Genomic DNA, 23,963 nt, shown 5'->3' on the forward strand with positions numbered 1-23,963 from the left:
ATCGCAAACCCGCATGGCGGCACGGCAGCCGCGGCCAGACGAACGCCCTGCCCGGTCTGGCCGGCGTCAGATCGTCTGGACGTCCACGACCCCGGGGACCGCCTTGAGCGCACCGGCGATCTGCGGCGACACCTTGAACCGGCCCGGCAGCTTCATGTCGACCTCGGTCTCGAGGTCGAGCATCATCACCAGCGTCACCTCGCCGTCGCCATTGCCGGCCCGCGCCGTGGGACGCGAACCCGGCCCCGGCGGCCGCGATGCGGCGGCCGGGGCTGCCTCGGAGGCAGAAAGACGCTTGGCAATCGACTCCAGCGGCTTGGTATCGCGCACGAACACCCGCAGCGCCATCGAGGTCTTCGCCGCGGCCTGGTCGAGCAGTTCGACATTGTTGATGCGCGCGCGCACGTCCTCACCCTGGAGTTCGGCCGCCAGTTGCAGCAGCACCGCGAGGCCCGGCTCCAGCATGTCGCGGAATTGCCCGAGCGCCTCGGAGAACAGCACCGCCTCGAAGTGGCCGCTGGGATCCGAGAGGCCGATGATGCCCATCTTGTTGCCGGTCTTGGTGCGCCGCTCCATGCGCGACACCACCGTGGCGGCGACCTTGCCCGCGGTGCGGCCATTCTTGACCGCCTGGGAGAACTCCGCCCACGATTGCACGTTGAGGCGCTTGAGCACAGTGCGGTAATCGTCGAGCGGGTGGCCCGACAGGAAGAAGCCGATGGCGTCGTATTCGCGCTGCAGCCGTTCGGACGGCAGCCACGGCTCGACCCCAGGCAGGATCACGGACGGGGCGTCCGCAAGGCCACCGAACATGTCGTTCTGTCCGCTCGTCACGGCCTCGTGGCTGCGCTGGCAGGCCGCGAGGATGGCGTCGGCGCCGCCGAACACGCTGGCGCGGTTGGGTTCAAGATCGTCGAACGCGCCGGCTGCGGCGAGACTTTCCAGCACGCGCTTGTTGACGGCGCGCGGACTGACGCGCGCGGCAAAATCGGCGATCGAGGTGAACGGCTTGTCGCCGCGCGCCTCGACGATCTGCTGCACGGCCTGCGCGCCGACGCCCTTGAGCGCGGCCAGCGCATAGTGGATCTTGCCGTCGCGCACGTCGAAATTGACGCCCGAGCGATTGACCGACGGCGGCTCGACCTTGATGTTGAGACGCTGCGCCTCGGCGCGGAATTCCGAGAGCTTGTCGGTGTTGCTCATTTCGAGCGTCATCGACGCGGCCAGGAATTCGACCGGATAGTGCGCCTTCATGTAGGCGGTCTGGAACGACACGAGCGCGTAGGCCGCCGCATGGCTCTTGTTGAAGCCGTAGTCGGCGAACTTCGCCAGGAGGTCGAAGATGGTGTCGGCCTGGTCCTTCGGCACGCCGTTCTCGACGGCGCCGGACACGAAGCGCACGCGCTGCTTGTCCATCTCGGCGCGGATCTTCTTGCCCATGGCGCGGCGCAGCAGGTCGGCTTCGCCGAGCGAGTAGCCCGACATCGCCTGCGCGATCTGCATCACCTGTTCCTGGTAGATGATGACGCCGAACGTCTCCTTCAGGATCGGCTCCAGGATGGGGTGCAGGTATTCCGGCTGCTCGTCGCCATGCTTGCGCGCGCAGTAGGTCGGGATGTTGGCCATCGGGCCCGGCCGGTACAGCGCAACGAGAGCGACGATGTCCTCGAAACGGTCGGGCCGCATGTCGATCAGCGCGCGCCGCATGCCCTGGCTTTCAACCTGGAACACGCCGACCACTTCGCCGCGCGCCAGCATGGCGTAGCTCTCGCTATCGTCGATCTTGAGCTGGCTGAGATCGACGATCTCGCCGCGCTGGCGCAGCAGTTTCACCGCGACGTCGAGCGTGGTCAGCGTCTTCAGGCCGAGGAAGTCGAACTTGACGAGGCCGGCGGGCTCGACCCACTTCATGTTGAACTGGGTGACCGGCATGTCCGATTTCGGATCGCGGTACATCGGGACCAGTTCGCTCAGCGGGCGGTCGCCGATGACGATGCCGGCGGCATGGGTCGATGCGTGGCGGTTGAGGCCCTCGAGCTTCTGTGCGATGTCGAAGGCGCGCGCAACCACCGGGTCCTCGTCGCGCACCGCCTGCAGCTTGGGCTCGCTCTCGATGGCGGCGGCGAGCGTGATCGGCGCGGCCGGGTTCTGCGGCACCAGCTTGGTCAGCTTGTCGACCTGGCCGTAGGGCATCTGCAGCACGCGGCCGACGTCGCGCAGAACGCCGCGCGCCTGCAGCGTACCGAAGGTGATGATCTGCGCCACCTGCTCGCGGCCGTAGCGCTCCTGCACATAGCGGATCACCTCGTCGCGGCGATCCTGACAGAAGTCGATGTCGAAGTCCGGCATCGACACGCGCTCGGGATTGAGGAAGCGCTCGAACAGCAGCGCGAACCGCATCGGATCGAGGTCGGTGATGGTGAGCGCATAGGCGACCAGCGAGCCTGCGCCCGAGCCGCGGCCCGGTCCGACCGGAATGCCCTGCGACTTCGCCCACTTGATGAAGTCCGACACGATCAGGAAGTAGCCGGAGTAGTTCATGCGGGTGATGACGTCGAGCTCGAAGTTGAGCCGCTTGGTGTAGTCCTCCTCCACCAGACCCGGCGCCATGCCGTGCGCGGCAAGACGGGCCGCGAGTCCCTCCTCCGCCTGCCGCCGCACTTCGGCGTTCTCTTCCGCCGCAGCGTCGCCGCCACTGCTGGCGCCGACCGTGAAGCGCGGCAGAATGGGCTTGCGGGTCAGCGGCCGGTAGGCGCAGCGCTCGGCGATCTCCACCGTTGACGCCAGCGCCTCGGGAAGGTCTGCGAACAGCACCGCCATCTCGGCGCGCGTCTTGAAACGATGGTCCGGCGTCAGCTGATCGCGCTCGGCCTCGGCGATCAGCCGGCCGCCGGCAATGCACAGCAGCGCATCATGGGCTTCGTAGTCGTCGGCGCTGGCGAAATACGGCTCGTTGGTCGCGACCAGCGGCAGGCCCTTGTCATAGGCGATGTCGATCAGCGTCGGCTCGGCCCGGCGCTCCTTGTCGAGGCCATGACGCTGCAGCTCGACATAGAGACGGTCGCCGAACAGCTCGGCAAGGCGTTCGCAGCGCGCCAGCGCCAGCCCCGCCTGGTCGGCGGCGATGGCCTGGGAGATCGGGCCGTCGGGACCGCCGGTCAGCACGATCAGCCCTTCGGTCTCGCCGTGCAGCCAGTCGAACTTGATGTGCGGGGCGTGATTGACCGGCGTCTCCAGGAAGGCCCGCGAGTTCAGCCGCATCAGGCTGCGATAGCCGGCCTCACGCGCCGCCAGCAGCACCAGGCGACCATGACTGTTCGCGAGCACGCTGCGCGAGGTCGGCTCGACGTCGCCGAAGTCGATCGCGAGTGCGCAGCCGACGATCGGCTGGATGCCCGACCCGGCCATCTTGTCGGAAAATTCCAGCGCACCGAACATGTTGTCGGTGTCGGTAAGCGCCAGCGCCGGCTGGTGGTCGGCCTTCGCCAGTTCCGCGAGCTTGGCGATCTTCATTGCCCCGCGGAGCAGCGAATAGGCGGAATTGACGTGGAGATGGACGAAACCGGCAGAGGCCATGGGAACTGTGATCAGTTGGAGAACGTCCCCGCGGGGGACCGGCCGTACGGCGAACGTCCGGCCCGCGATCGATCGCAGGCGGTGTTGTGCCGACTCGGCGACCGATCGTGAAGTCTCGACGTCCAGCTGTCCACGGCCGATCGCGGCAGCGGCCGTCCGATCCCCCTCAATCCTCGACGGCGGCTCAGAGCTGCGGCAGCACCTGGGCCCAGATCGCGACCATTCCCACGAACAGAACGATCGACGTCAGCGCGGCGGCTTCCTCGACAAATGTTCTCAACATGACGGACCTCTTTGATCTGATCTCTAACGCTCGTCCCCGACCGCCCCACTGGCCATCAAGAACATATGAGGAACATTGTTCTCTTTTTGTTCAAAGAGTCAAGCGGCCACCACAACCAGTCCCGCTCAGGCCCCGACAGTGGTTAACGGCCGGGCTGGACGCGCGCATTGGAACCAGCGAGCAACCCTGGCAGGCAGCCCTTCGGGCAGCACGGGAAGCAGTGTTGAGGATGCAGCCTTGAGGATGCAGCCTTGAGTATGCAGCCTTGGGAAAGCCGTCTTGGGGAAGCCGTCTTGGGGACGCAGCCCTGGGAGGCGCGACTAGCGGCGGTCCTGCGGCAGCAGCACGCCACAGACCAGCGCCAGCCCGAGGAACATCGCTCCCTCCAGCGCATCGCGCCGGATCAGGTGATCGGAAATCCCGAAGGCGTCGTGGGCGAGAAAGCCGACGAACACCGCGCAGCACAGCGCCGTGGCTGCAAACATCATGACGTGAAATGAGCGTCCCATCCGCCCAATATGTCGCAGGCAACGATCACCGCAAGTCCGAAATGCCGCAACGCCATCGCCAACACACCGCCAATTGAACGAAAGCGGCGGTCGCCGGCACAAATCTGCGGGGCGAGCGTTGCTCCCATCGCTCCCCGCGCAAACGTGTCTTGACGCGGATCGGCGGGAGCGGCTTGGTGAAATGGACAGTTCGAAGCGCCGCGAGTCGGCAGGAGGTTGAAATGCGTAGCATTGTGTTGGGCGCGATGTCCGCCCTCGCCGTCGGGATCGGTGCAAGTCTGATGGCCGCTACGCCGGCCGCCGCAGGCAGCTATCCGGTATGCCAGTTCGGCCCATACGAGCGGATGGACTGCCGCTACAGCAATTTCAGCCAGTGCGCCGCCTCTGCCTCGGGTCTGGGCGCGACCTGTCTTGCCAACCCGGCCTATGCCGGCCGCGCCGCCTATGTTGACGAGCCCGCGCCCCGTCCGCGCGGCAAGCGCAAGCACTGGTATCGCGAGTACTACTAAGCCGATAGCCGGGAGGTCACCCGATGCGCGCGATGGTGTGGGCCGCATCCGCGGCCGTCGTGTTCGGCGGCGCACTCGGTGCGATGCCGGCCGCGGCACAGCCGGCGGTCTATCCCATCTGCCTGCACTGGCGTGACGACCTCGTGAGCTGCCGCTTCGTCTCGATGGCGCAGTGCAATGCCAGCGCGTCCGGCATCGGCGCGACCTGTCTCTACAATCCCGCCTATCCATTCGGTGCGCGCGGCATCGCCGGCCCCGCCGCCGATCCTTTCGACGACGGCCCGCCGCCGCCGCGGCGGCGTCACCGGTCCCGCCGCCACGACTGATCCGTGCCCCGTCCCGAATGCTGATCGCGGCCGGGTGCAGCATCCCAACGCGAGCTTGGCACCATCGAGAACGGCAAGCGCCGCGTCGCCCTGTTGGTATGCCGGCCGATTAGCCGCTGAGCGATCGCTATCGCCCTATCCGTACCGAAGCGCCTCGACGGGATCGAGCCGCGACGCGCGCCACGACGGATACAGCGTCGCCAGGAGCGACAGCGTCAGCGCCATGATCACCACCGCCGCAGTCTCCGCCACGTCGACTTCGGCGGGCATCTTGGACAGGAAATAGAGGTCGGACGGAAACAGCTGGGTGTTGGTCAGCCACGACAGGAATTGGCGGATCGCCTCGATGTTGTTGCAGATCACGAGGCCGACGAGGAGGCCGGCCACCGTGCCCGCCACGCCGATCGCCGCGCCCGTAATCAGGAACACCCGCATCACCGCCCCCTGCGACGCCCCCATGGTGCGCAGGATGGCAATGTCGCTGCCCTTGTCCTTCACCAGCATGATCAGGCCGGACACGATGTTCAGCGCCGCGACCAGCACGATCAGGGTCAAGATCAGGAACATGACATTGCGCTGAACCTCCAGCGCATTGAAGAACGTGGCGTTACGACTGCGCCAGTCGATGAGATAGATCGGGCGCCCCGCGGCCTCGATCACCGCCTTGCGATAGGCTTCGACCTTGTCGGGGTTGTCGGTATAGATCTCGATCGCAGTGACGTCGTTGTTGCGGTTGAAATAAGCCTGCGCTTCCGTGAGCGGCATGAAGACGAACGTGGCGTCGTACTCGGACATGCCGACCTCGAACACCGCGGCGACCTTGTAGGGCTTGATCCGCGGCGTCATTCCCATCGGCGTTACTGCGCCGCGCGGCGCCACCAGGGTGATGCTGTCGCCGGCGCGCACAGAGAGCTGGTCTGCGAGCCTGCTCCCGATGGCGATGCCCTGCCCGTCGTCGAACCCTTCAAGGGTGCCCTGCCTGATGTTCTCCGCGACCGCGGTGACGTTGCCAAGGTCGCCTGCGCGAATGCCGCGTACGAACACACCATTCGCGCGAGAGGGCGAGGATGCCAGCGCCTGGCCATCGACCACCGGCGCAGCGAGGCGAATGCCGTTCACGGCGCTGATCCGCTCGGCAACCTCCTTCCAGTCGGTCAACGGCGCGGCCTGCGGCTGGACCGCAATATGGCCGTTGAGGCCGAGGATCTTGTCCAGCAGCTCCGTCCGAAAGCCGTTCATCACTGCCATGACGATGATCAGCGTGGCGACGCCGAGCATGATGCCGAGGAAGGAGAACCCGGCAATGACCGAGATGAATCCTTCCTTGCGACGCGCCCGCAGATAGCGCATCGACAGCATCCACTCGAAGGCGGCGAAGGGAATGGTTCGGACTGGCTCACTCATCGGCGCATCCATCGCACGGATCTCACACGATTGGGGCCAATTCTGGCCGCTGCTCCGCGGCGCTGCGCGTGACGCGCAAACAACTCATACGCGCAGCCGCACCATGACGTCGGCGGCGTCCGCAGCTCACGCACGTCGCCATGACCGAGCGGATCGTTCCCGCAATCAATCTGACGGTATTTTCCGAAGGCCGCCGGCACGACCGCCCGGCCGCGCGCCTACTCGAGTTCGACGACGTGGCCGTCCTGCAGCGATACCCGGCGGTCCATGCGCCCGGCCAGCTCCATGTTGTGGGTGGCGATCAGCATCGACACCCGCGTCGCCTTCACCAGCTGCATCAGCGCATGGAAGACATGGTCGGCGGTGTGCGGATCGAGGTTGCCGGTCGGCTCGTCGGCAAACAGCACCCGCGGCGCGTTGGCGACCGCACGGGCGATCGCGACACGCTGCTGCTCACCGCCGGACAATTCCGCCGGGCGGTGGGTGATGCGCTCGCCGAGCCCGAGATACGCCAGGATCTCCTTGGCGCGGTTGACGGTCTCGCTCCGCTTCAGGCCGCGGATCATCTGCGGCAGCATGACGTTCTCGAGCGCCGTGAATTCCGGTAGCAGCCGGTGCGACTGGTAGACGAAGCCGATCTCGGTGCGGCGCAACTGGGTGCGGTCGGCGTCCGACAGCGTCGAGGTGGCGTTGCCGCCGACATAGACCTCGCCCTCATCCGGGCTTTCGAGCAGCCCCGCGATATGCAGCAACGTCGACTTGCCCGAACCGGACGGCGCGACCAGCGCCACCGACTGGCCCGGCCACAGCGCCAGCTTAGCGCCGTCGAGAATGGTGAGCACCGACTCGCCCTGCCGGTATTGCCGGCGGATGTCGTGCAGATAAATCACCGGTGCGTCGTGTTCGTCCCCCTGAGCCATCGCAGCCGCCCTATTCGTACCGAAGCGCTTCGACGGGATCGAGCCGCGACGCCCGCCACGACGGATACAGCGTCGCCAGGAACGACAGTGTCAGCGCCATGATCACCACCGCAACGGTTTCCGCCACGTCGACCTGGGCGGGCAGCTTGGACAGGAAATACAGCTCGGGCGAGAACAGTTCGGTGTTGGTCAGCCATGACAGAAACTGGCGGATCGACTCGATGTTCAGGCAGATCAGCAGCCCGACCAGGAAGCCGACCAGGGTGCCGACCACGCCGATGGCGGCGCCGGTGATCAGGAACACCCGCATCACCGCCCCCTGCGACGCCCCCATGGTTCGCAGGATGGCAATGTCGCTGCCTTTGTCTTTCACCAGCATGATCAGGCCGGACACGATGTTCAGCGCCGCCACCAGCACGATCAGGGTCAGGATCAGGAACATGACATTGCGTTCGACCTGCAACGCATTGAAGAAGGTGGCGTTGCGACTGCGCCAGTCGATGAGATAGATCGGCCGCCCCGCCGCCTCGATCACGGCCTTGCGATAGGCTTCGACCTTGTCGGGGTTGTCGGTGTAGATCTCGATCGCGGTGACGTCGTTGTTGCGGTTGAAATAGGCCTGCGCTTCCGTGAGCGGCATGAACACGAACGTCGCGTCGTATTCGGACATGCCGATCTCGAACACCGCCGCGACCTTGTAGGGCTTGATCCGCGGCGTCGTGCCCATCGGCGTCACGGCGCCGCGCGGCGCCACCAGGGTGACGCTGTCGCCGGCATGGACGGACAACTGGTCGGCGAGACGACGGCCGATGGCGATGCCCTGCCCGTCATCGAAGCCTTCGAGGGTGCCCTGCTTGATGTTCTTGGCAATCGACGTGACGTTGTCGAGGTCCTTCGAGCGGATGCCACGCACGAATACGCCGGCGGCGCCGTAAGGCGATGACGCCAGCGCCTGGCCATCGACCACGGGCGCGGCGAGGCGAATGCCGTTCAAGGTGTTGATGCGCTCGGCGACCTCTTTCCAGTCGGTCAGCGGCGATTCCTGCGGCGTCACCGCAATGTGGCCGTTGAGGCCGAGGATCTTGTCGAGCAGCTCCTTGCGGAAACCGTTCATCACCGCCATGACGATGATCAGCGTGGCGACGCCGAGCATGATGCCGAGGAAGGAAAACCCGGCGATGACCGAGATGAATCCTTCCTTGCGACGCGCCCGCAGGTAGCGCATCGACAGCATCCACTCGAAAGCGGCGAAGGGGGCGGTTCGGACTGGCTCACTCATCGGCGTATCCATCGCACGGATTTCACACGATTGGGGCTAATTCTGGTCGCACACCCTCGGCACCGCGCAGCACGCGGTGAAAAACTCATGCGGTCAGCCGGGCGATGACGTCGTCCGGTGTCAGCAGTTCGCGCTCGCCGTCGCTGCGGCGCTTCAGCTCCACCTTGCCTTCGGCGAGGCCCTTGGGGCCGACCATGACCTGCCAGGGAATACCGATCAGGTCCGCGGTCGCGAACTTGGCGCCCGGCCGCTCCTCGCGGTCGTCATAGAGCACGTCGATGCCCTTGGCGGTCAGTGCGGCATAGAGCCTGTCGCAGGCGACGTCGGTATCGCCGCCGCCCTGCTTGAGGTTGAGCAGCGCAACGCGGAACGGCGCCACCGTCTCCGGCCACTTGATGCCGGCCTCGTCATGGAAGGCCTCAATGATCGCGCCAAGCAGGCGCGACACGCCGACGCCATAGGAGCCGCCATGGATCGACCGCTCGGTGCCGTCCGGGCCCATCACCAGCGCCTTCATGGTCTCGGAGTACTTGGTGCCGAAATAGAAGATCTGGCCGACCTCGATGCCGCGGGTGTGCAGCCGCTTGGGCTCGGGGACCTCGCTGTCGAACCGCGCGGCGTCGTGGACGTCTTCGGTCGCGGCATAGAGCTCGGTCCACTGCTGGATGATCGGTGTGAGGTCGCCGCCGTAGTCGACGTCCTCGCCCGGCACCGGCAGCTTGAGCACATCGCTGTTGCAGTAGACGCCGGACTCGCCGGTGTCGGCGAGCACGATGAACTCGTGCGACAGGTCGCCGCCGATCGGACCGGTCTCCGCCCGCATTGGAATCGCCTGCAGTCCCATCCGCGAGAACGTGCGCAGGTAGGCGACGAACATCTTGTTGTAGGACAGCCGCGCCGCATCCTGGTCGATGTCGAAGGAATAGGCGTCCTTCATCAGGAATTCGCGGCCACGCATCACGCCGAAGCGCGGGCGCTGCTCGTCGCGGAATTTCCACTGGATGTGATAGAGATTCAGCGGCAGGCTCTTGTAGGAGCGGACATAGCTGCGGAAGATCTCGGTGATCATCTCCTCATTGGTCGGACCATAGAGGAGTTCGCGCTTGTGGCGGTCCTGGATGCGCAGCATCTCCGGACCGTAGGCATCATAGCGGCCGCTCTCACGCCAGAGGTCGGCGAGCTGCAGCGTCGGCATCAGCAGCTCGATGGCGCCGGCCCGGTTCTGCTCCTCGCGGACGATCTGCTCGATCTTCGTCAGCACCCGCAGGCCGAGCGGCAGCCAGGAATAAATGCCCGCGGCCTGCTGGCGCAGCATGCCCGCGCGCAGCATCAGGCGGTGCGATGCAATCTCCGCCTCCTTCGGCGTCTCCTTGAGGATGGGCAGAAAGAAACGCGACAATCGCATGGGAACACTCAAGAATCGTTTGGGACCGGGATCGAGGCAGTGAAACCGGATCGGGGCCCAAAACACAAGCGTTGGGGGCCGGAAAACCGCGTTTTGACGGCCCAGGCGGGCGTTTTGAGGACTAATTTCGCGTGATCCGGGCGGATTTGCCGCCCCAGGCGCAATCCGCGCCCGAGCGCCCCGCCCGCCTCCTCCGGTACGCTACCGGCGGCGGCGGACGACTGGCACGGCCGTGCGTTCAGAATGTGTAGCGCGAGGCCATCACATAGGTCCGCCCCGGGAATGGGTGGAACAGGAAGTACTGGGCGTTGAAGACATTGTCGATGCCGACATCGAACGAAAAGTTCCTGGTCGCCGCATAGTGCACTTTCATGTCGACGACGAAGGTGTTGTCGAACGCACCGTAGACGTGCGGCACGATGTCGGTGTTGTCGAGCGTCGAATACTGCTTGCCACTGTAGCGCGCCGCGATGGTGTACGCCCACTGCTCGTTCGGCCGGTAGGTCGCGCCGAACTTGGCCCGCCAGTCCGGGACGTAGGGCACGCGCTTGCCGACCACCGTGTCCGGCAGGTTGGTCAGCGGGTTGGTCCCTGCCCAGGTCGGATCCGAGACGATGCGCGAGTTGACATAGGTGATGCTGCCGAACAGCTGCAGCCCCTGGAACAGGACATTGTCCTTGTCTGCGGAGACTTCTGCGCCGGTCATGCGGATCGCCGCGACGTTGCCGATGGTCGTGGTCGGGACCTGTGCGCCGGTCGAAGGGTTGGTGACGAGGTTGGTCTGCGAGATGATGGCGTTGTTGGTGCGCTCGTCGAACAGCGTGAAGCGGATGCGTCCATCGCTCCAGCGACGTTCGACGTTGATCTCGGTGGTGAAGTCCTGCTCCGGAGCGAGGAACGGATTAGCCACCGTCGCCACGCCGCCGACGGTCACGTTCTGGTAGAGTTCGGCGACCGTCGGATAGCGATAGGCCTCGCCGAAGTTGACGGTGACGTTCCAGTCCTTGTTTGGGTCGAACGACAGCGATGCCTTCGGCGAAAAATTCGTCGCGCTCAGTCCCGGCTGGTTGATGGTGGCGCGCGAGGCGATGACGCCGGCGGCGTTGGCCACGGTGTTGACGTTGACGCCGTCGAGGGCCTGCCAGCTTTCGAGCCGGCCGCCGAGGGTCAGCTTGAGGCTGGGAATGATCTTCCAGGCATCCTGGATCCACAGCGCCCCCGTCCGCGTCTCGCCATATCCGGCGGAATAGAGCTGTCCGGTCCCGGTCGACGGCGTCGCCGACCAGTTGGCCGAGGCATAGGTCGGGTTGTTCAGCTCGTAGCGGTCGCCATGCAGGCCGAAGCTGAGCTCGTGCGGGCCATCGAAACCGAATGGCCGCCAGATCCCCTTGGCATCGATGTTCTGCCAGTTGGTGCCGTCGTTGCGGGTGATCTTGCCGTTCTGCGAATAGCCGACGCCGGTCGCTGCGACGGTGTAGGGACTGGCCTGGATGTCCTGCAGATAGTTGTAGGTCGAGGCGGTGATGTCGAAATCATAGATCCCGCGCGTATCGCTCTTCAGCCCGATCGAACTGCTGAGGTGGGTCTGGTCCCAGGTGTATTTGTTGCCGGCGAACGACGAAATGCCCGCGAAGGTCGGCGCACCGGTCGCTGCGGACCGCAGATAGGTCTGCGGATTGGAGGTCTGGACGTTGTTCCAGACACCGAATGCATACGTCGCCTGGACCAGCGGTGTGAGGTCGTAGGCAAAGCGAAGGTTCATCGCCGTCTGCTGTGAATGCGCCAACGCACCGGTGCCGACGACATTCGCCGGCAACCCCTGCTTGTTGAGCGCCGGAAAAGCCCCGGTCGTGCCGGCCGGAATGGTGCCGTTGGTGGTGTAGGTCAGCGGCTGCTGATAGCTGTCGAGATAGTTGGCGCTGGCCAGCCACGACAGCTTGCCATTGCGGTCGCCGACCGACGCACTGGTCTGGCTGGTGAGGTAGGTATCCTTCGTGCCGTACTGGTTCCAGGGCTGAACCGACAGCGTCTCCTTGGCGGACGCCACGAGGCGATCCGGCATCTTAGAGGTGATCAGCAGCACGCCGCCGATCGAGTTGCCGGGATAGGCCGCCGAGAATGGGCCATTGAGGAAATCGATCCGCGCGATCGAATCCGGCGACACCAGATTCCAGTGCGGCGATCCGCTGGTGTTGTTGTTGGCGATCAGCGCCGAGATCAGAACATCGTCGGCATAGATCAGCGAGCGCGCGCTGGAATTCAGCCCCCAGGTTCGGGTCGCCAGCACCGCCTGGTTGTCGCCGTCGTTGCGCTTGCGCACGAACAGGCTCGGCATGTATTTGATCGCGTCTTCCGGATCCTTGAGGTTGACCGTCTCCTCGATCTGCTTCGCGGTCGTGCTGAAGGATTGCTGCGGCAGCTGGTAGCGGCTCACGGCCGGCGGCGTGCCCGGATAGCGGCCGCCGGCGCCCTGGGTATCGGCATTCGCGACCTGCCCCGCCGGCACGGCGGCGGTCGGTCGCGCCTGCTGAACGCGGGGCGTGCTGCTCGCCACACGCCGCTTGACGCGGGGCGCCGGCTTCGGGCGCTGGCGCGCCGTCTCGACCACGACGGGCGGCAGCGGATCGGCCGCGGTCTGGGCAGATACGGAAGGAGCAAGGGTCAAGGTCACTGGCAACGCCAACCACAGGCGCGCCAGATGTGATGCGGACGACATCAAGAGAACTCCGAAAATCAGACATGACGACAGGCGAGCTCACGCGCCGCGGCGCGTGCCGTCAGGTCTGGGCCGGAGGACCTCTGGGACTGGTCTGGGTAAATCGCGCGAACTGCCTGAGCCGCAGCGCGAACGCAGCCTCGCGCGACTCGGTGATGGCGATACGCCGAAAAGCATGGGGCGCGATCGGCGGCAAGATCGCCGCGGCAAGGCCCGGAAAACACTGCTTGCAGTGGGTGGTGACACGCTCTGCGGTGTCCGTGTCACTGCCCTGCCCCTGATCGGCGGCATGGCTGGCGGTCAGGCAGAGGGAATGGTCGTCGGCCAGAAGCGCCGTCGGCGTCGCGGCCAGCAGGAATGACGCCAGAAAGGCATTGAGCATGAAGGCATACACGGCCGTCCAGACCGTCCAGACCCCGATATGCCGCTTGGACCTCATGCGTGCTTGCGCTCCCGCGCGCAGAGCTAGCACGCACCCGGCGTCACGGGTAGCGCATCCGGCCGATTCGGCCGTGTCGCCCCGCTCGGTACCCCGATAAAGTTGAGAAACGTGGCGCCCGCGCAACGATGATCGTCTGTCAGGCAGTCTGCCTGACCTTGACGGCAATTTTCTTCCACGGCGCCGAGCCTCGGCACCCGCTCTGGTAGAATTTTCGCGCTCCAGTTGTGATTTGGCGCGATCGGTCCACCGTTTGAAACGATGATTTACTCCCAGCCGATGTTTTAGACATTTGTTGCCGAAAAGAGTGACAAACAAAAAAGGATCGGCTAGCGTGCGGCCTTCAAGCTGGCCGTGAGGCAGTAGCTTGGTGGTCCAAGTCTCGGGAGGAGCCCTGACGCGCCGAAGCAGCGTCGCCCCGTTCAAGAGCACCAAACCTCAACGTTTTCGGGGACAATAGGGTCGACACAATTTTTAAGCAGGGCATGGCCCTGCTTTTTTTTGTCTTTTTTCCCGCGCGCGGATCTCGCGTTCGCTTCAGACCATCGTCGCTGACACGGCCGGAGTTACGGCCTCAACGTGTCATCGGTGTGACGCCGCCTGCGACAGAGGCGCACGCCGCTGCCCGATCCCCAACATCCTGGAAGCGGCGTCATCCGCGGGCTGTCCGTCACCTGCCCTGGGACGCCTGTCCGCCTGCCGGCTCGAAGCAGGCCATCACCAGGTCCGGATCGATCGCATGGCCAAGGCCGACAAAACTCGCAGCGGTCTCGCCGGTCTTGGTCCAGCTCAGGCTCACGCAATCGCCGAGGGGAACGGCCTGCAGCTGACCGACAAACAGCGAACGGCCGTCAGGCGCGAAGATCTCGACCTGCCAGCTGCCGACGAAAGGCCCCGGCTGGGCATCATGGACGACTTCCCGTGCGAACACGCCCCCCGTATCCTGATGGCTCCAGCGGCCATCGAACGTCGATCCGCTTCGCTTGTAGTAGACGATGCCTGATTGCATGGCGCTCTCCCGGGGTCGGACGATCAGTTGACCACTGACACGAACTCGAAGGCCGGAGCCGCGAACTGGTCGCTTCCCTTCACGCGGACGCTGACGACCTTTTCCATCACGACCAGCCGGAATTCGTTCATCACGCCGAGAGCGGCGTCGAGCTTGTCCGACTGTCCGTTGAACGTCTGATGCAGCGCATTGAGCAGCTTGCTGTAGGTGGCGTTGGCAAGGTCGACGCCGTTGCGGGCGAGCGAGCCGGCCTCGTACATACCGGCCCGGCTGTTGCTGACAATGTCGATGACATCCGCCTGATCGAACGGCACCGGCGCTCCGCTGAACGAAATCCGCTTCGTCGCCTTGTCCCTGACCAGGCTGGCGCCGCGAATGATTTCCTCGAAGCGATAGTAATGGGCCGGTTCGCCGTCAGGTTCGAAAGGATCGTCGCTGGTCCCCTCCCCCTGATCCTTGATCAGCATCAGCGCCCGTACCGCGGTGTCCACATTGGTGATCGGGAAGAGCTCGTCGGCCGGGAACCAGCCGCCATTCACGACCTGCCTGGCGGGGTCGCCGACAAAGATCGTGTCCCCCAGCTCCCTGATCTTCTCCGCGATCGCATCATAGAACGCCCCGATCGTCTGGAACGAAGGAAGCGCAGCCGCCAGCATCTTCGACGGATAATGTTTGGGGTCTTTCGGTTGCTCGATCTTCATGAAGACGTCCCGCACGAGATCCTTGCTGAGCTTCTCCAGCCCGACCTTCAGGCCGTCATCCGCCATCATCGGTAGCGGACCGGGATAGGTCGGAATGAAATCGGCCCGGTTGATCTCGGGCGCTCCGCCGATCGCGTTGAGGACATTGGCCGCGATCGTCATGTGCAGCATCTCCTCGACGACGATCGAGCGAATGATCCCGGCGACGGCGCGGTTCGTGCCCGGTTTGATCGAGTACAGCGCCGTCAGATACGGCGGAATCGTCGAGTGCTCCAGCTTCACGGCGTTCTGGAGGAATTCATGGAGCTCGGGGCCCGAGCCGGCGCCCCGGACAGCCTCGACGATCCCTGATCGGAGCTTGAGCATGACGTCCTCAAATGGTTCGCGTGAACGAATGCAGACTGGCAATCACAATGGCTCGGGCAGACCGCGTGCGCGCGCCAAGCCGCGCGCAAACGTTGTCTTGCCGCCTTCCCCCGCCGACACCTCATGGCCCGGAGGCGCGGGTGGCGAGGGCGCTGCGGGGGCCGCGCTCGGCGGAGCGTGCGCCAGGGCCTGAAAAGCAGGATCGCCGCCGGCGTCGATCACGCCCAGCCATTTCACGATCGTCTGCCGCTTGGCCTCCGAGAGATCGCGGGTCACCGGCATGTAGTTGGGATCGCCGATGTCCAGCGAGAACGCCAGTGCCAGGATCTTGCGATGGGCGAACACCGATGCCGGATCGTTCAGGTTGACGAGACGGCGGCTCATGATCGGATAGAGATTGCCGTACTGGGTGAAGATCGGCGAAATGTGGTCGGCCCATGTCGGGCTGTCCGGCACCTGATAGGCGTCACGCAAATGAACTGCGATCGCCTCGAACTGACCGAACGACTGCCGTGGCTGCCCGGCGATCTGGAAGTTGATGATATACATCTGGCCGTCGAGGTAGCCGCGCGGATTGTTCGGCGGACTGGTCAACAGGGTCATTCTGGCAACCCCATCACCATCCGCGCCGACCGCGCCGGGAAGCGTCAGCGCTTTCTGCGGAATGCCGATGATCGGGATCGGCACCGGCGGATTCAGCGGCCCGTTGCCGCCGAGATCGGTCAGCTCGCCCTGCTGCGTGATCACGATCTCCGCGGCCGGCAGCGGAGCGCCATACACGGAGGCATAAAAGGAGACTGTCGCCGAGCCACCGGCGTCAATCCGCAGGACGAACGGCTCGGCGCCGACGAACTGACCGTTCGCGGTTTCGCGGATCGCGACCACCGGTGTCGCGCCGGCCGCGGATGTCACGGCCAGTGCCAGAGGGCCGTTCCGTACCGCCGCCCTCTGGCCACGGCTGAGCTCGAAGCTGGCGATGCCGCCGGTCTTCTGCAGCCAGTCGGCGTCCCGATAGGGAATCCTGCCGATCGTCGCGAACGAGCCGAGCGCGACGGGCGCCCCCTCCGGCGTATTTTCGTTGAGCAGAGCGCCGACGCTGAGCTCGCCGATGTCGAGCAGCGTCCTGTCGGGCGTCAGCGGCAGCGCGTTCGCAAGATCGAGCAACAGCCGGTGCCTGTCATCGACGACCGCGCCCGTGAAGAGATTGATCCCGTTCCAGGACGCTGCCCCGAACGCCGGTGCGAAACGGCGCCCCCGCACAAACGATTCCGGTTCGCCATCGAGATAGGGCCCGATGACGCCCGATACCCTGCCATACGTGAAACCATCCTGCCCGTAGGCATCCTGGAAACCGTAGGTCATGAGCCGGATCGAAATCTTGCCGGACTGCGTCGTCTCCTTGAGCTCCCTGATGAAACGGCTGCTGCGCCCGGCTTCACCCCATGCGAGATCGGTGAGGACGGACTGAAAATAGGCCGATGCCGCACCGTCACCGCCAGATCCGGCGATCCGCGAAAACAGCAGGTCGCGAAATGGATGCGGCACATACTCGCCGCCGACCAGCGCGTGTCCTGCCCCATCCAGCAACCTGACCTGCAGCCCCCACAGTTGCGAGGCGAGCTGCCACTGCGGGTCGATATCGACGAGCTTGGCGCTGGTGCGATTGTCGGCGCCGGCGATCGTCGTGCCGACCACACTGTCCTGTTGCGGCGTATCGGCTGAGGTGCCGTCCTCGTAGTGCACCGCACGAACGGTACAATCGACGAGGCGGAAGGCTCCCGATCCGGTCGGATTCCACCAGCCGTTCATTCCCTTCTCGTTCTGCAGTTCCTGATAGCGATCGAGAAACGAGGCATTGTCGTAGTGACGAACGTCGTTGTTCACCGTCGACATATCCGCCTGGAATTTGCCGAAAAAAATCAGTCGGACGCGGTTGAGATAGCTCATTGTTGGCCCCCGGCGCTGGTCACGACAGACGAATGTTACAGGCACGCCTCACCGGCATGGCTCAGGCCACCGATGGCGACAGGCTCTCGATGAACGGAAAGCTCGGCGCGAAGAAATATTCACCGCCCTTGAAGGTGACGAAGCCGGCCATGGAGAACCTGCGATCGGTCGGCACACCATTCGCTGGCCAGCGCTGCGCAACGGGCGCCGGATTGTTGCCGATGACCGCATCGACGCCGACACCGGATTGCACGAAGTCGTTGGAATCCGATCCTTCCTGCTGGATCACGAACTGTCGCAGCTGAGCCTGGTAGCTCATGAACAACAGGCCGACGCCGGTGTCGGGCGGCGGCACTGTCGCTCCCCGCGCGAGGTCCGGTCGTTCGCCATAGGAAATTCCGCGCCGCGCGATGCGGAAGCCACGTTCGATCTCATCGGTCGCGCCTTGAAAGCGGGCGAGATCGCCGCGCGGATTGGTCTTGCGAATATGAGACTGGAAGGGACACAGGCCGCCCTGGGCATCGGCCTTGAAATTGAAATCGTTGGGGTCCGCGCCTGGCTCAACCACGGTGGTCGGGATCGCCGGCGTGCCGTCGGGCCGGCGGCCGACGGCGAGCGCGGACGCCGCGTCGCTATCGATCCCCAGCGCCGCCGCCATGGCATCGCGCGCGGCATGAAACCATCCGACATGCTGTTCGAGCTTGCGCAGAACGAGATAGCTGCCGAACGTCCCGCCCGCTCCGGCTTCCTCGGCGAACGCCAGCGACAGCGGCGCCGCCGGATTCCAGTTCGCGCCTCCCCGCGCACGCACCTCCGCCGCCGCCTCCTGCTTGATCATCTGCGGCTGGCTGATGCCGTCCTGATGGCCGAAATGTTCGATCTCGACATTCGGCCGTCCGGGAAAATCGAACAGCAGCTTGCGTCCGGTCTCGACGGCCACGCGCTCGGTGATCGGCTGCAGTTCGCCGCGGATCTCCGCAAGATCGCTGGCGAGACGCGCGGGGTTGTCGTCGCCGAGCAGCACCAGGGCGTCGATGCGCCCCTGAAAGGCGGCGTCCCATTGCGCCACCGGCGGGTCCGACACCACGGTCTGGATGCCGGCTGGCGATGCCTTCATGCCGGCGCGAAAATAGGGATCTCGCGGGATCGCGGCGTCCGGCACCCCGAGCCGCACATAACCGTCTCGCGACAGATAGAACGAGACGAACGGCGCACCGTCCCCGCCTTCCAGATGCCAGCGCTCGGTATCGGCCGCCTGATCGGCCGCAGACTTGAGCCGCCGCCGCAACGCGCCGGCGATCCAGGCGCGTGCGGCCGCCGCATCGGCTCCGAAGGTGACGAGAAGCAGCGCCGCGTGATCGCGGTCATGCCCCTTGAGAATATTGCCCTGCACACCCCGACAAAAGGCCGGTGCTTCGGCCGCCGAGTGGCGACGCCAGGAAACCATCCGGAAAACGCATTCTGCCCTCGCGCAATTGCGAAGCGGGCATTCGGGAGGAAAGAACTCTTGCGACTGGTCACGCCGGGCATCGGCACGATCGAAATCCGTTCACGTCACATTGCCCGTTGCAGACCATCCGCGCGCGCAATCAGCGCTCTCGCTTCTCCGATCCGAGCCCGATTCATTCAAAACAGGATTGACGGTGACGCCTAAGCGCCCATGCAAGACAACGGCGAGCACAAATCAAAAACGAACTTTTGAAACAAAATAAGCGGCGCATGCGAAGCATGCGCGCAAGACCTCGACAATTCACGATCCTGCGAGACAAAGGTTAGTTCGCGTCCCTCCTCGGGTCAAGGACACCCGGCTGCGCGACCGCTCAGTGAGGCGATACGGCGCAGGCGACGTCCCGCGCCGCCCCGTCGCCGTCGCATACCCCATGTCGCACAGGCTCGATCCGCGCTACAGCGGAATCCCCATCATTTTCGTCAGGCGTTCGACGTTGAGGTAGCCCTCGCGATAGGCCCACAGGCCGGCCGAGAACAGCACCAGCGAGATCACCGTGGTCCACAGCAGCTTCCTGGCCATCAGCGGCATCACCGGCGCACCGGGATCGGAGCCCGGCGCCGAGGAGGTGCCCTCCTCGACCTGACTGCGCACGCCGAACGGCAGCACCGCGAACAGCACCACCCACCACAGCACGAAATAGATCGCGATCGAGGACGAGATCGACACGTCGGTCAGGCCTGTTCGATTTCGACGAGAGCGCCGGAGAAGTCCTTGGGATGCAGGAACAGCACCGGCTTGCCATGGGCACCGATCTTCGGCTCGCCGTCGCCGAGGACGCGCGCGCCCTCGCGGACCAGCGTATCACGGGCGGCGATGATGTCGGGCACCTCGTAGCAGATGTGATGGATGCCGCCATCGGCGTTGCGCTCGAGAAACCTGGCGATCGGCGACGTCTCGCCATAGGGCTGGATGAATTCGATCTTGGTGTTCGGCAGTGTCGCGAACACGGTGATCACGCCATGCTCCGGCAACGGCACCGCATCCGAAATCTCGGCACCGAAGGCGACGCCATAGATCTTCGCGGCCTTCTGCGCATCGCGGACCGCGATCGCGACATGATTGAGACGACCGAGCATGACATCCTCCCTTGCGAACCCTGCAGCAGCCGGCGCCATCCCTGCGGACGGACGTCCGGACGTCGCAGGTTAAACCATCAAGACATGCACGACGCACAGGGGCTTCTTGCCCCACTGCTCGGCGATCGAGGCGCGCACCGCGCGGCGAACCGACTCTGCGACGGCATCGCCGTCGCGCCGACGTGCGCGCGGCAGATTCTCCACGGTCGACACCACCAGATCGAACACCTCGTCGGCGATCACCTCGCCTTCGGCATTCTTCTCGGGAACGCCGACGAGATCAACTTCCGGATCGTCGGCAAGTTCGCCCTTCTCGGTCAGCGCCAGCGCGACGAAGGCGCATCCGGCGAACGACAGCCGGCGCCGCTCCACCACGGCACGCGCCTTCTCGTCCTCGAGCAGCATGCCGTCCTTGTAGATGCGGCCCGCCGGCAGATTGTCGACCACGGCGGGATCGCCGGGACCGAGGCGCAGCAGGTTGCCGTTGCGCACGATCACGACCTTGGGCACGCCGGCGGCGCGGGCCAGCTTGGCATGCTCCGACAGGTGAAGTGCCTCGCCATGCACCGGCACCAGCACCTGCGGCCGCACCCAGGAGATCATGTCGCGCAGCTCGTCACGGCGCGGGTGACCCGAGACATGGACGAGATGGGTGCGGTCGGTGATGATCTCCACGCCCTGCTCGACGAACGAGTTGATGATGGCGCCGACGGCCTTCTCATTGCCGGGAATGGTGCGCGAGGAGAAGATCACGCAATCGCCCTTGTTGAGAGTGACCAGCGGATGATCGTCATTGGCGATGCGCGCCAGCGCCGCGCGCGGCTCGCCCTGGCTGCCGGTGCACAGCGCCAGCACCTTATCGGGAGGAAAGTGGCCATAGTACTCGGCGCTGCGGAATTCGGCGACGCCGTCGAGATAGCCGGTTTCGCGCGCGACCTGCACCACGCGTTCCATGGCGCGGCCGACCACCACGACCTCGCGGTCGGCGGCACGCGCGGCATCCGCCACCGCGCGGATGCGGGCGACGTTGGAGGCGAAAGTCGTCACGGCAACGCGGCCCCTGGCCTGCTTGACGATGGCGGTGATCGCCGCGGCAACCTCGGTTTCCGAAGGCGAGCGGCCGTCGCGCACCGCGTTGGTGGAATCGCCGACCAGCGCCAGCACCCCCTCGTCGCCGATCTCGCGCAACCGCCTCTCGTCGGTCGGCTTGCCGATGATCGGCGTCGGATCGATCTTCCAGTCACCGGTATGCAGCACCGTGCCGGCCGACGTCCGGATCGCCAGCGCGTGGGATTCCGGGATCGAGTGGGCGACCGGAATGAACTCGACGTTGAACGGCCCGAGATCGATGCGCCCGCCCGACGGCACGACCGTGACCGGGATCTCCGGCGCATTGCGCTCGGCTGCGCACTTGGCCTCGAACAGGCCGGCGCTGAACGCGGTGGCATAGATCGGCACCCGCAGGCGCGGCCACAGGTCGATGATGGCGCCGAAATGGTCCTCGTGGGCGTGGGTCAGCACGATGCCGACGAGGTTCTTGCGCTCCTGCTCAAGGAAGCGCACGTCGGGCATGACAAGGTCGATGCCCGGCAGGCGATCCTCGTCGCCGAACGACACGCCGAGGTCGACCGCCAGCCAGCTGCGCTGATGGCGGTTGCCGATGCCATAGATCGACAGGTTCATGCCGATCTCGCCGACGCCGCCGAGCGGCGCAAAAGTCAGTTCGTCCGGTCGCGCCATCATACGGCTCCTGCCGAGGCGGCCGCCCCGAAATAGACATCGCCGGCGGTCACCGGCACCCGACTTCCATCGTCGGTCAATACGATCAGACAGCCAGTCTCATCGATGGTCTCGAAGCGGCCACTCAACGGCGCGCCTCCCGTCTTCACCGACACCGGCTGGCCGAGCCCGGAGGCCCGCTCCAGCCATTGCCGGCGGATCTCCGCAAAACCGCGCCCGTTGTCCCAGACGGCGCGCAGCCGCGCCCAGGCGTCCGACAGTGCCGTGAACAGCTCTTCCGCGCCGACATGGATGCCCAGCGCATGCAGCGCCGCTGCCGGATACGGCGTGCCCTCGGGCGCAGCGACGACATTGACACCGATGCCGACCACGACCGCGAGACCGCTGGGCGTGACCTGCTCGGCCTCCAGCAGGATGCCGGACAGCTTGCGGCCGCCGGCCAGCACGTCATTGGGCCACTTCAGGGTGAACGCGGTGTTCGAAGATTCGGGCGAGCGCAGCCGCGCCTCGATGCTGACGGCCTGCAGCGCCTGCTCGAGCGCGAGGCCGGCGGCAAAGCCGAGCGTCGCCGCCAACGGCGGCGAGACGTCGATGACTTCGATGACACTGGCGGCGAGATTGCCGCGCGGCGACACCCAGGCCCGATCGCGACGGCCACGGCCGGCGGTCTGCTGCGGCGTCACCAGCCAGAGCGGCCCGCGCTCGCCGGCGCGTGCACGCGCCAGCGCTTCCGCGTTGGTCGATCCAATACTCTCGAACGCCTCGAGCCGGTAGCCTGCCGAACGGGCCGCGGGACCGAGCGCGAAAGCCATCAGAACAGGGACTTCGCCGCTGCCGTCGCCACGCTGACGAGCGGCGCCGGATAGACGAAGAACAGCAGGTTGAAGGTGCCGGCGATCGCCAGCACCGCACGCAGCTCGACGCGTACCGGATCGACCGCGCCGGCCGGCTCGTCGAAGTACATCGTCTTGATGATGCTGAGATAGTAGAACGCGCCCACGACGCTGGTCAGCACGCCGATCACCGCCAGCGCGAACAGGCCGGACTTGATGGCGGCCAGGAACACGTAGAACTTGGCGAAGAAGCCGGCGAGCGGCGGAATGCCGGCGAGCGAAAACAGCAGCATCGCGAAGAAGAACGCCAGCAGCGGATTGGTGCGCGCAAGCCCGGCGAAATCCGAGATGTTCTCGACAGCCTGGCCGTTGCGCTTCATCGCCAGGATCACCGAGAACGACGCCAGCGTCATCGCCACGTAGATGGCGATATAGATCAGCACGCCCTGCGCGCCTTCCTGCGTCCCCGACGCGAGGCCGACGAGCGCGAAGCCCATATGGCCGATCGAGGAATACGCCATCAGGCGCTTGATGTTCTTCTGGCCGATGGCGGCGAACGAGCCCAGCGCCATCGAGGCGATGGCGACGAACACCACGATCTGCTGCCACTGCGCCGTCACGCCCGGGAATGCGGTCAGCGTCACGCGGGTGAACACCGCGAGCGCGGCGACCTTCGGGGCCGAGGCGAAGAACGCGGTCACCGGCGTCGGGGCGCCCTCATAGACGTCCGGCGTCCACATGTGGAACGGCACGGCCGACACCTTGAAGCACAGGCCGGCGAGCAGGAACACGATGCCGAACACCACGCCGGTGCTGCCGCCCTTGGCGGCCACCGCGATGCCGGCGAAACTGACGGTGCCGGAGAAGCCGTAGATCAGCGAGGCGCCGTACAGCAGCATGCCGGACGACAGCGCGCCGAGCACGAAGTACTTGAGGCCCGCCTCGGTCGACTTGGCATCGTCACGATGGCTCGCCGCCACGACGTAGAGCGCCAGCGACATCAGCTCGAGGCCGAGATAGAGCACGATCAGGTCGGCGGCCGAGATCAGCACCAGCATGCCGACGGTCGACAGCAGGATCAGGATCGCGAACTCGAAGATCCGCCGCGACGGATCGGACAGGAATTCGCGCGACAGGATCAGCGCGGTGCCCGAGCCGATCAGGGCCAGGATCTTCAGGAAGCGCGCGAAGTCGTCGACGACGAAACTGCCGTTGAAGGTCACGAGCTTTCCGGCCGGCAGCCACAGCACCAGCGCGCCGGTGAGGATCAGCAGCAGCACCGCCAGCACGCTGATCGTGCCCGTGGTCTGCGGGCCGCGATAGGCGCCGATCATCAGGAGCAGCATCGCCCCCAGCGCCAGCACGATCTCCGGCACGACAGGAAGCAGGGAATATCCGGCGAAAGTCATGAGGTT

General features: G+C 65.5%; 19 protein-coding genes. 2 read left to right on the forward strand and 17 right to left on the reverse strand.

The genetic code is table 11. The features are described from left to right. Positions 1-66: 66 nt before the first annotated feature. Together dnaE and JQ639_RS19010 are read right to left on the reverse strand one after the other, a co-directional pair. The gene (dnaE, locus tag JQ639_RS19005) at positions 67-3,576 is read right to left on the reverse strand and encodes a DNA polymerase III subunit alpha (RefSeq protein ID WP_211970538.1); all 3,510 of its coding nucleotides are present in this window, start codon (positions 3,574-3,576) and stop codon (positions 67-69) included. Positions 3,577-4,179: 603 nt separating this feature from the next. Then, positions 4,180-4,347 carry a hypothetical protein gene (locus JQ639_RS19010; RefSeq protein WP_211970539.1) on the reverse strand — a complete coding sequence of 56 codons (168 nt, stop codon included), beginning with the start codon at positions 4,345-4,347 and terminating at the stop codon, positions 4,180-4,182. A 242-nt stretch (positions 4,348-4,589) separates the two neighbouring features. Between JQ639_RS19010 and JQ639_RS19015 the strand changes: the two genes are divergently transcribed. Together JQ639_RS19015 and JQ639_RS19020 are read left to right on the forward strand one after the other, a co-directional pair. Then, complete coding sequence (locus JQ639_RS19015; protein WP_211970540.1) at positions 4,590-4,877, forward strand: DUF3551 domain-containing protein; 288 nt, start codon at positions 4,590-4,592, stop codon at positions 4,875-4,877. Between the two features lie 23 nt (positions 4,878-4,900). Further along, positions 4,901-5,203 (forward strand): DUF3551 domain-containing protein, encoded by a 303-nt coding sequence (locus tag JQ639_RS19020; RefSeq protein ID WP_249123697.1) that lies wholly within the window; start codon positions 4,901-4,903, stop codon positions 5,201-5,203. A gap of 135 nt (positions 5,204-5,338) precedes the next feature. Here JQ639_RS19020 and JQ639_RS19025 read toward each other — a convergent pair whose 3' ends face one another. The 15 genes from JQ639_RS19025 to nuoN form a co-directional block, all read right to left on the reverse strand. Continuing rightward, positions 5,339-6,619, reverse strand: a complete 1,281-nt coding sequence (locus JQ639_RS19025) for a lipoprotein-releasing ABC transporter permease subunit (protein WP_211970541.1) — start codon at positions 6,617-6,619, stop codon at positions 5,339-5,341. Between the two features lie 206 nt (positions 6,620-6,825). Continuing rightward, positions 6,826-7,527, reverse strand: a complete 702-nt coding sequence (locus JQ639_RS19030) for an ABC transporter ATP-binding protein (RefSeq protein ID WP_211970542.1) — start codon at positions 7,525-7,527, stop codon at positions 6,826-6,828. 10 nt (positions 7,528-7,537) lie between these two features. Continuing rightward, entirely contained in the window at positions 7,538-8,818 is a 1,281-nt protein-coding gene (locus JQ639_RS19035) for a lipoprotein-releasing ABC transporter permease subunit (RefSeq protein ID WP_211970543.1), read from the reverse strand. A 73-nt stretch (positions 8,819-8,891) separates the two neighbouring features. After that, a complete protein-coding gene (gene proS / locus JQ639_RS19040; RefSeq protein WP_211970544.1) occupies positions 8,892-10,211 on the reverse strand; it encodes a proline--tRNA ligase in 1,320 nt (439 codons plus the stop codon). Between the two features lie 238 nt (positions 10,212-10,449). Further along, positions 10,450-12,927 carry a TonB-dependent receptor gene (locus JQ639_RS19045; protein ID WP_211970545.1) on the reverse strand — a complete coding sequence of 826 codons (2,478 nt, stop codon included), beginning with the start codon at positions 12,925-12,927 and terminating at the stop codon, positions 10,450-10,452. A gap of 61 nt (positions 12,928-12,988) precedes the next feature. Further along, entirely contained in the window at positions 12,989-13,366 is a 378-nt protein-coding gene (locus JQ639_RS19050; protein ID WP_211970546.1) for a DUF2946 family protein, read from the reverse strand. Between the two features lie 670 nt (positions 13,367-14,036). Further along, positions 14,037-14,375, reverse strand: a complete 339-nt coding sequence (locus JQ639_RS19055; protein WP_211970547.1) for a hypothetical protein — start codon at positions 14,373-14,375, stop codon at positions 14,037-14,039. Between the two features lie 23 nt (positions 14,376-14,398). Then, entirely contained in the window at positions 14,399-15,442 is a 1,044-nt protein-coding gene (locus JQ639_RS19060) for a ferritin-like domain-containing protein (protein WP_211970548.1), read from the reverse strand. Between the two features lie 42 nt (positions 15,443-15,484). Further along, positions 15,485-17,389, reverse strand: a complete 1,905-nt coding sequence (locus JQ639_RS19065) for a hypothetical protein (protein WP_211970549.1) — start codon at positions 17,387-17,389, stop codon at positions 15,485-15,487. A 61-nt stretch (positions 17,390-17,450) separates the two neighbouring features. Beyond that, positions 17,451-18,836, reverse strand: a complete 1,386-nt coding sequence (locus JQ639_RS19070; RefSeq protein WP_211970550.1) for a Dyp-type peroxidase — start codon at positions 18,834-18,836, stop codon at positions 17,451-17,453. Between the two features lie 456 nt (positions 18,837-19,292). Continuing rightward, positions 19,293-19,565 carry a DUF1467 family protein gene (locus tag JQ639_RS19075; protein ID WP_211970551.1) on the reverse strand — a complete coding sequence of 91 codons (273 nt, stop codon included), beginning with the start codon at positions 19,563-19,565 and terminating at the stop codon, positions 19,293-19,295. A gap of 5 nt (positions 19,566-19,570) precedes the next feature. After that, positions 19,571-19,975: a methylmalonyl-CoA epimerase gene (mce, locus tag JQ639_RS19080; RefSeq protein WP_211970552.1), complete on the reverse strand. Its 405-nt coding sequence runs from the start codon at positions 19,973-19,975 to the stop codon at positions 19,571-19,573. Between the two features lie 69 nt (positions 19,976-20,044). Next, a complete protein-coding gene (locus JQ639_RS19085) occupies positions 20,045-21,715 on the reverse strand; it encodes a ribonuclease J (RefSeq protein WP_211970553.1) in 1,671 nt (556 codons plus the stop codon). Next, entirely contained in the window at positions 21,715-22,527 is an 813-nt protein-coding gene (locus JQ639_RS19090; protein WP_211970554.1) for a biotin--[acetyl-CoA-carboxylase] ligase, read from the reverse strand. Before JQ639_RS19090 ends, JQ639_RS19085 begins: the two co-directional genes overlap by 1 nt. Beyond that, the gene (gene nuoN / locus JQ639_RS19095) at positions 22,527-23,957 is read right to left on the reverse strand and encodes an NADH-quinone oxidoreductase subunit NuoN (protein WP_211970555.1); all 1,431 of its coding nucleotides are present in this window, start codon (positions 23,955-23,957) and stop codon (positions 22,527-22,529) included. Before nuoN ends, JQ639_RS19090 begins: the two co-directional genes overlap by 1 nt. Positions 23,958-23,963 lie beyond the last annotated feature (6 nt).

Source organism: Bradyrhizobium sp. U87765 SZCCT0048 (genome assembly GCF_018131225.1).
GTDB lineage: Bacteria > Pseudomonadota > Alphaproteobacteria > Rhizobiales > Xanthobacteraceae > Bradyrhizobium_A.

Bases quoted from the DNA above. Each gene is read 5' to 3' on its own strand.
- dnaE (WP_211970538.1), bottom strand. From the start codon at position 3,576: ATGGCCTCTGCCGGTTTCGTCCATCTCCACGTCAATTCCGCCTATTCG.
- JQ639_RS19010 (WP_211970539.1), bottom strand. From the start codon at position 4,347: ATGATGTTTGCAGCCACGGCGCTGTGCTGCGCGGTGTTCGTCGGCTTT.
- JQ639_RS19015 (WP_211970540.1), top strand. From the start codon at position 4,590: ATGCGTAGCATTGTGTTGGGCGCGATGTCCGCCCTCGCCGTCGGGATC.
- JQ639_RS19020 (WP_249123697.1), top strand. From the start codon at position 4,901: ATGCGCGCGATGGTGTGGGCCGCATCCGCGGCCGTCGTGTTCGGCGGC.
- JQ639_RS19025 (WP_211970541.1), bottom strand. From the start codon at position 6,619: ATGGATGCGCCGATGAGTGAGCCAGTCCGAACCATTCCCTTCGCCGCC.
- JQ639_RS19030 (WP_211970542.1), bottom strand. From the start codon at position 7,527: ATGGCTCAGGGGGACGAACACGACGCACCGGTGATTTATCTGCACGAC.
- JQ639_RS19035 (WP_211970543.1), bottom strand. From the start codon at position 8,818: ATGGATACGCCGATGAGTGAGCCAGTCCGAACCGCCCCCTTCGCCGCT.
- proS (WP_211970544.1), bottom strand. From the start codon at position 10,211: ATGCGATTGTCGCGTTTCTTTCTGCCCATCCTCAAGGAGACGCCGAAG.
- JQ639_RS19045 (WP_211970545.1), bottom strand. From the start codon at position 12,927: ATGTCGTCCGCATCACATCTGGCGCGCCTGTGGTTGGCGTTGCCAGTG.
- JQ639_RS19050 (WP_211970546.1), bottom strand. From the start codon at position 13,366: ATGAGGTCCAAGCGGCATATCGGGGTCTGGACGGTCTGGACGGCCGTG.
- JQ639_RS19055 (WP_211970547.1), bottom strand. From the start codon at position 14,375: ATGCAATCAGGCATCGTCTACTACAAGCGAAGCGGATCGACGTTCGAT.
- JQ639_RS19060 (WP_211970548.1), bottom strand. From the start codon at position 15,442: ATGCTCAAGCTCCGATCAGGGATCGTCGAGGCTGTCCGGGGCGCCGGC.
- JQ639_RS19065 (WP_211970549.1), bottom strand. From the start codon at position 17,389: ATGAGCTATCTCAACCGCGTCCGACTGATTTTTTTCGGCAAATTCCAG.
- JQ639_RS19070 (WP_211970550.1), bottom strand. From the start codon at position 18,836: ATGGTTTCCTGGCGTCGCCACTCGGCGGCCGAAGCACCGGCCTTTTGT.
- mce (WP_211970552.1), bottom strand. From the start codon at position 19,975: ATGCTCGGTCGTCTCAATCATGTCGCGATCGCGGTCCGCGATGCGCAG.
- JQ639_RS19085 (WP_211970553.1), bottom strand. From the start codon at position 21,715: ATGGCGCGACCGGACGAACTGACTTTTGCGCCGCTCGGCGGCGTCGGC.
- JQ639_RS19090 (WP_211970554.1), bottom strand. From the start codon at position 22,527: ATGGCTTTCGCGCTCGGTCCCGCGGCCCGTTCGGCAGGCTACCGGCTC.
- nuoN (WP_211970555.1), bottom strand. From the start codon at position 23,957: ATGACTTTCGCCGGATATTCCCTGCTTCCTGTCGTGCCGGAGATCGTG.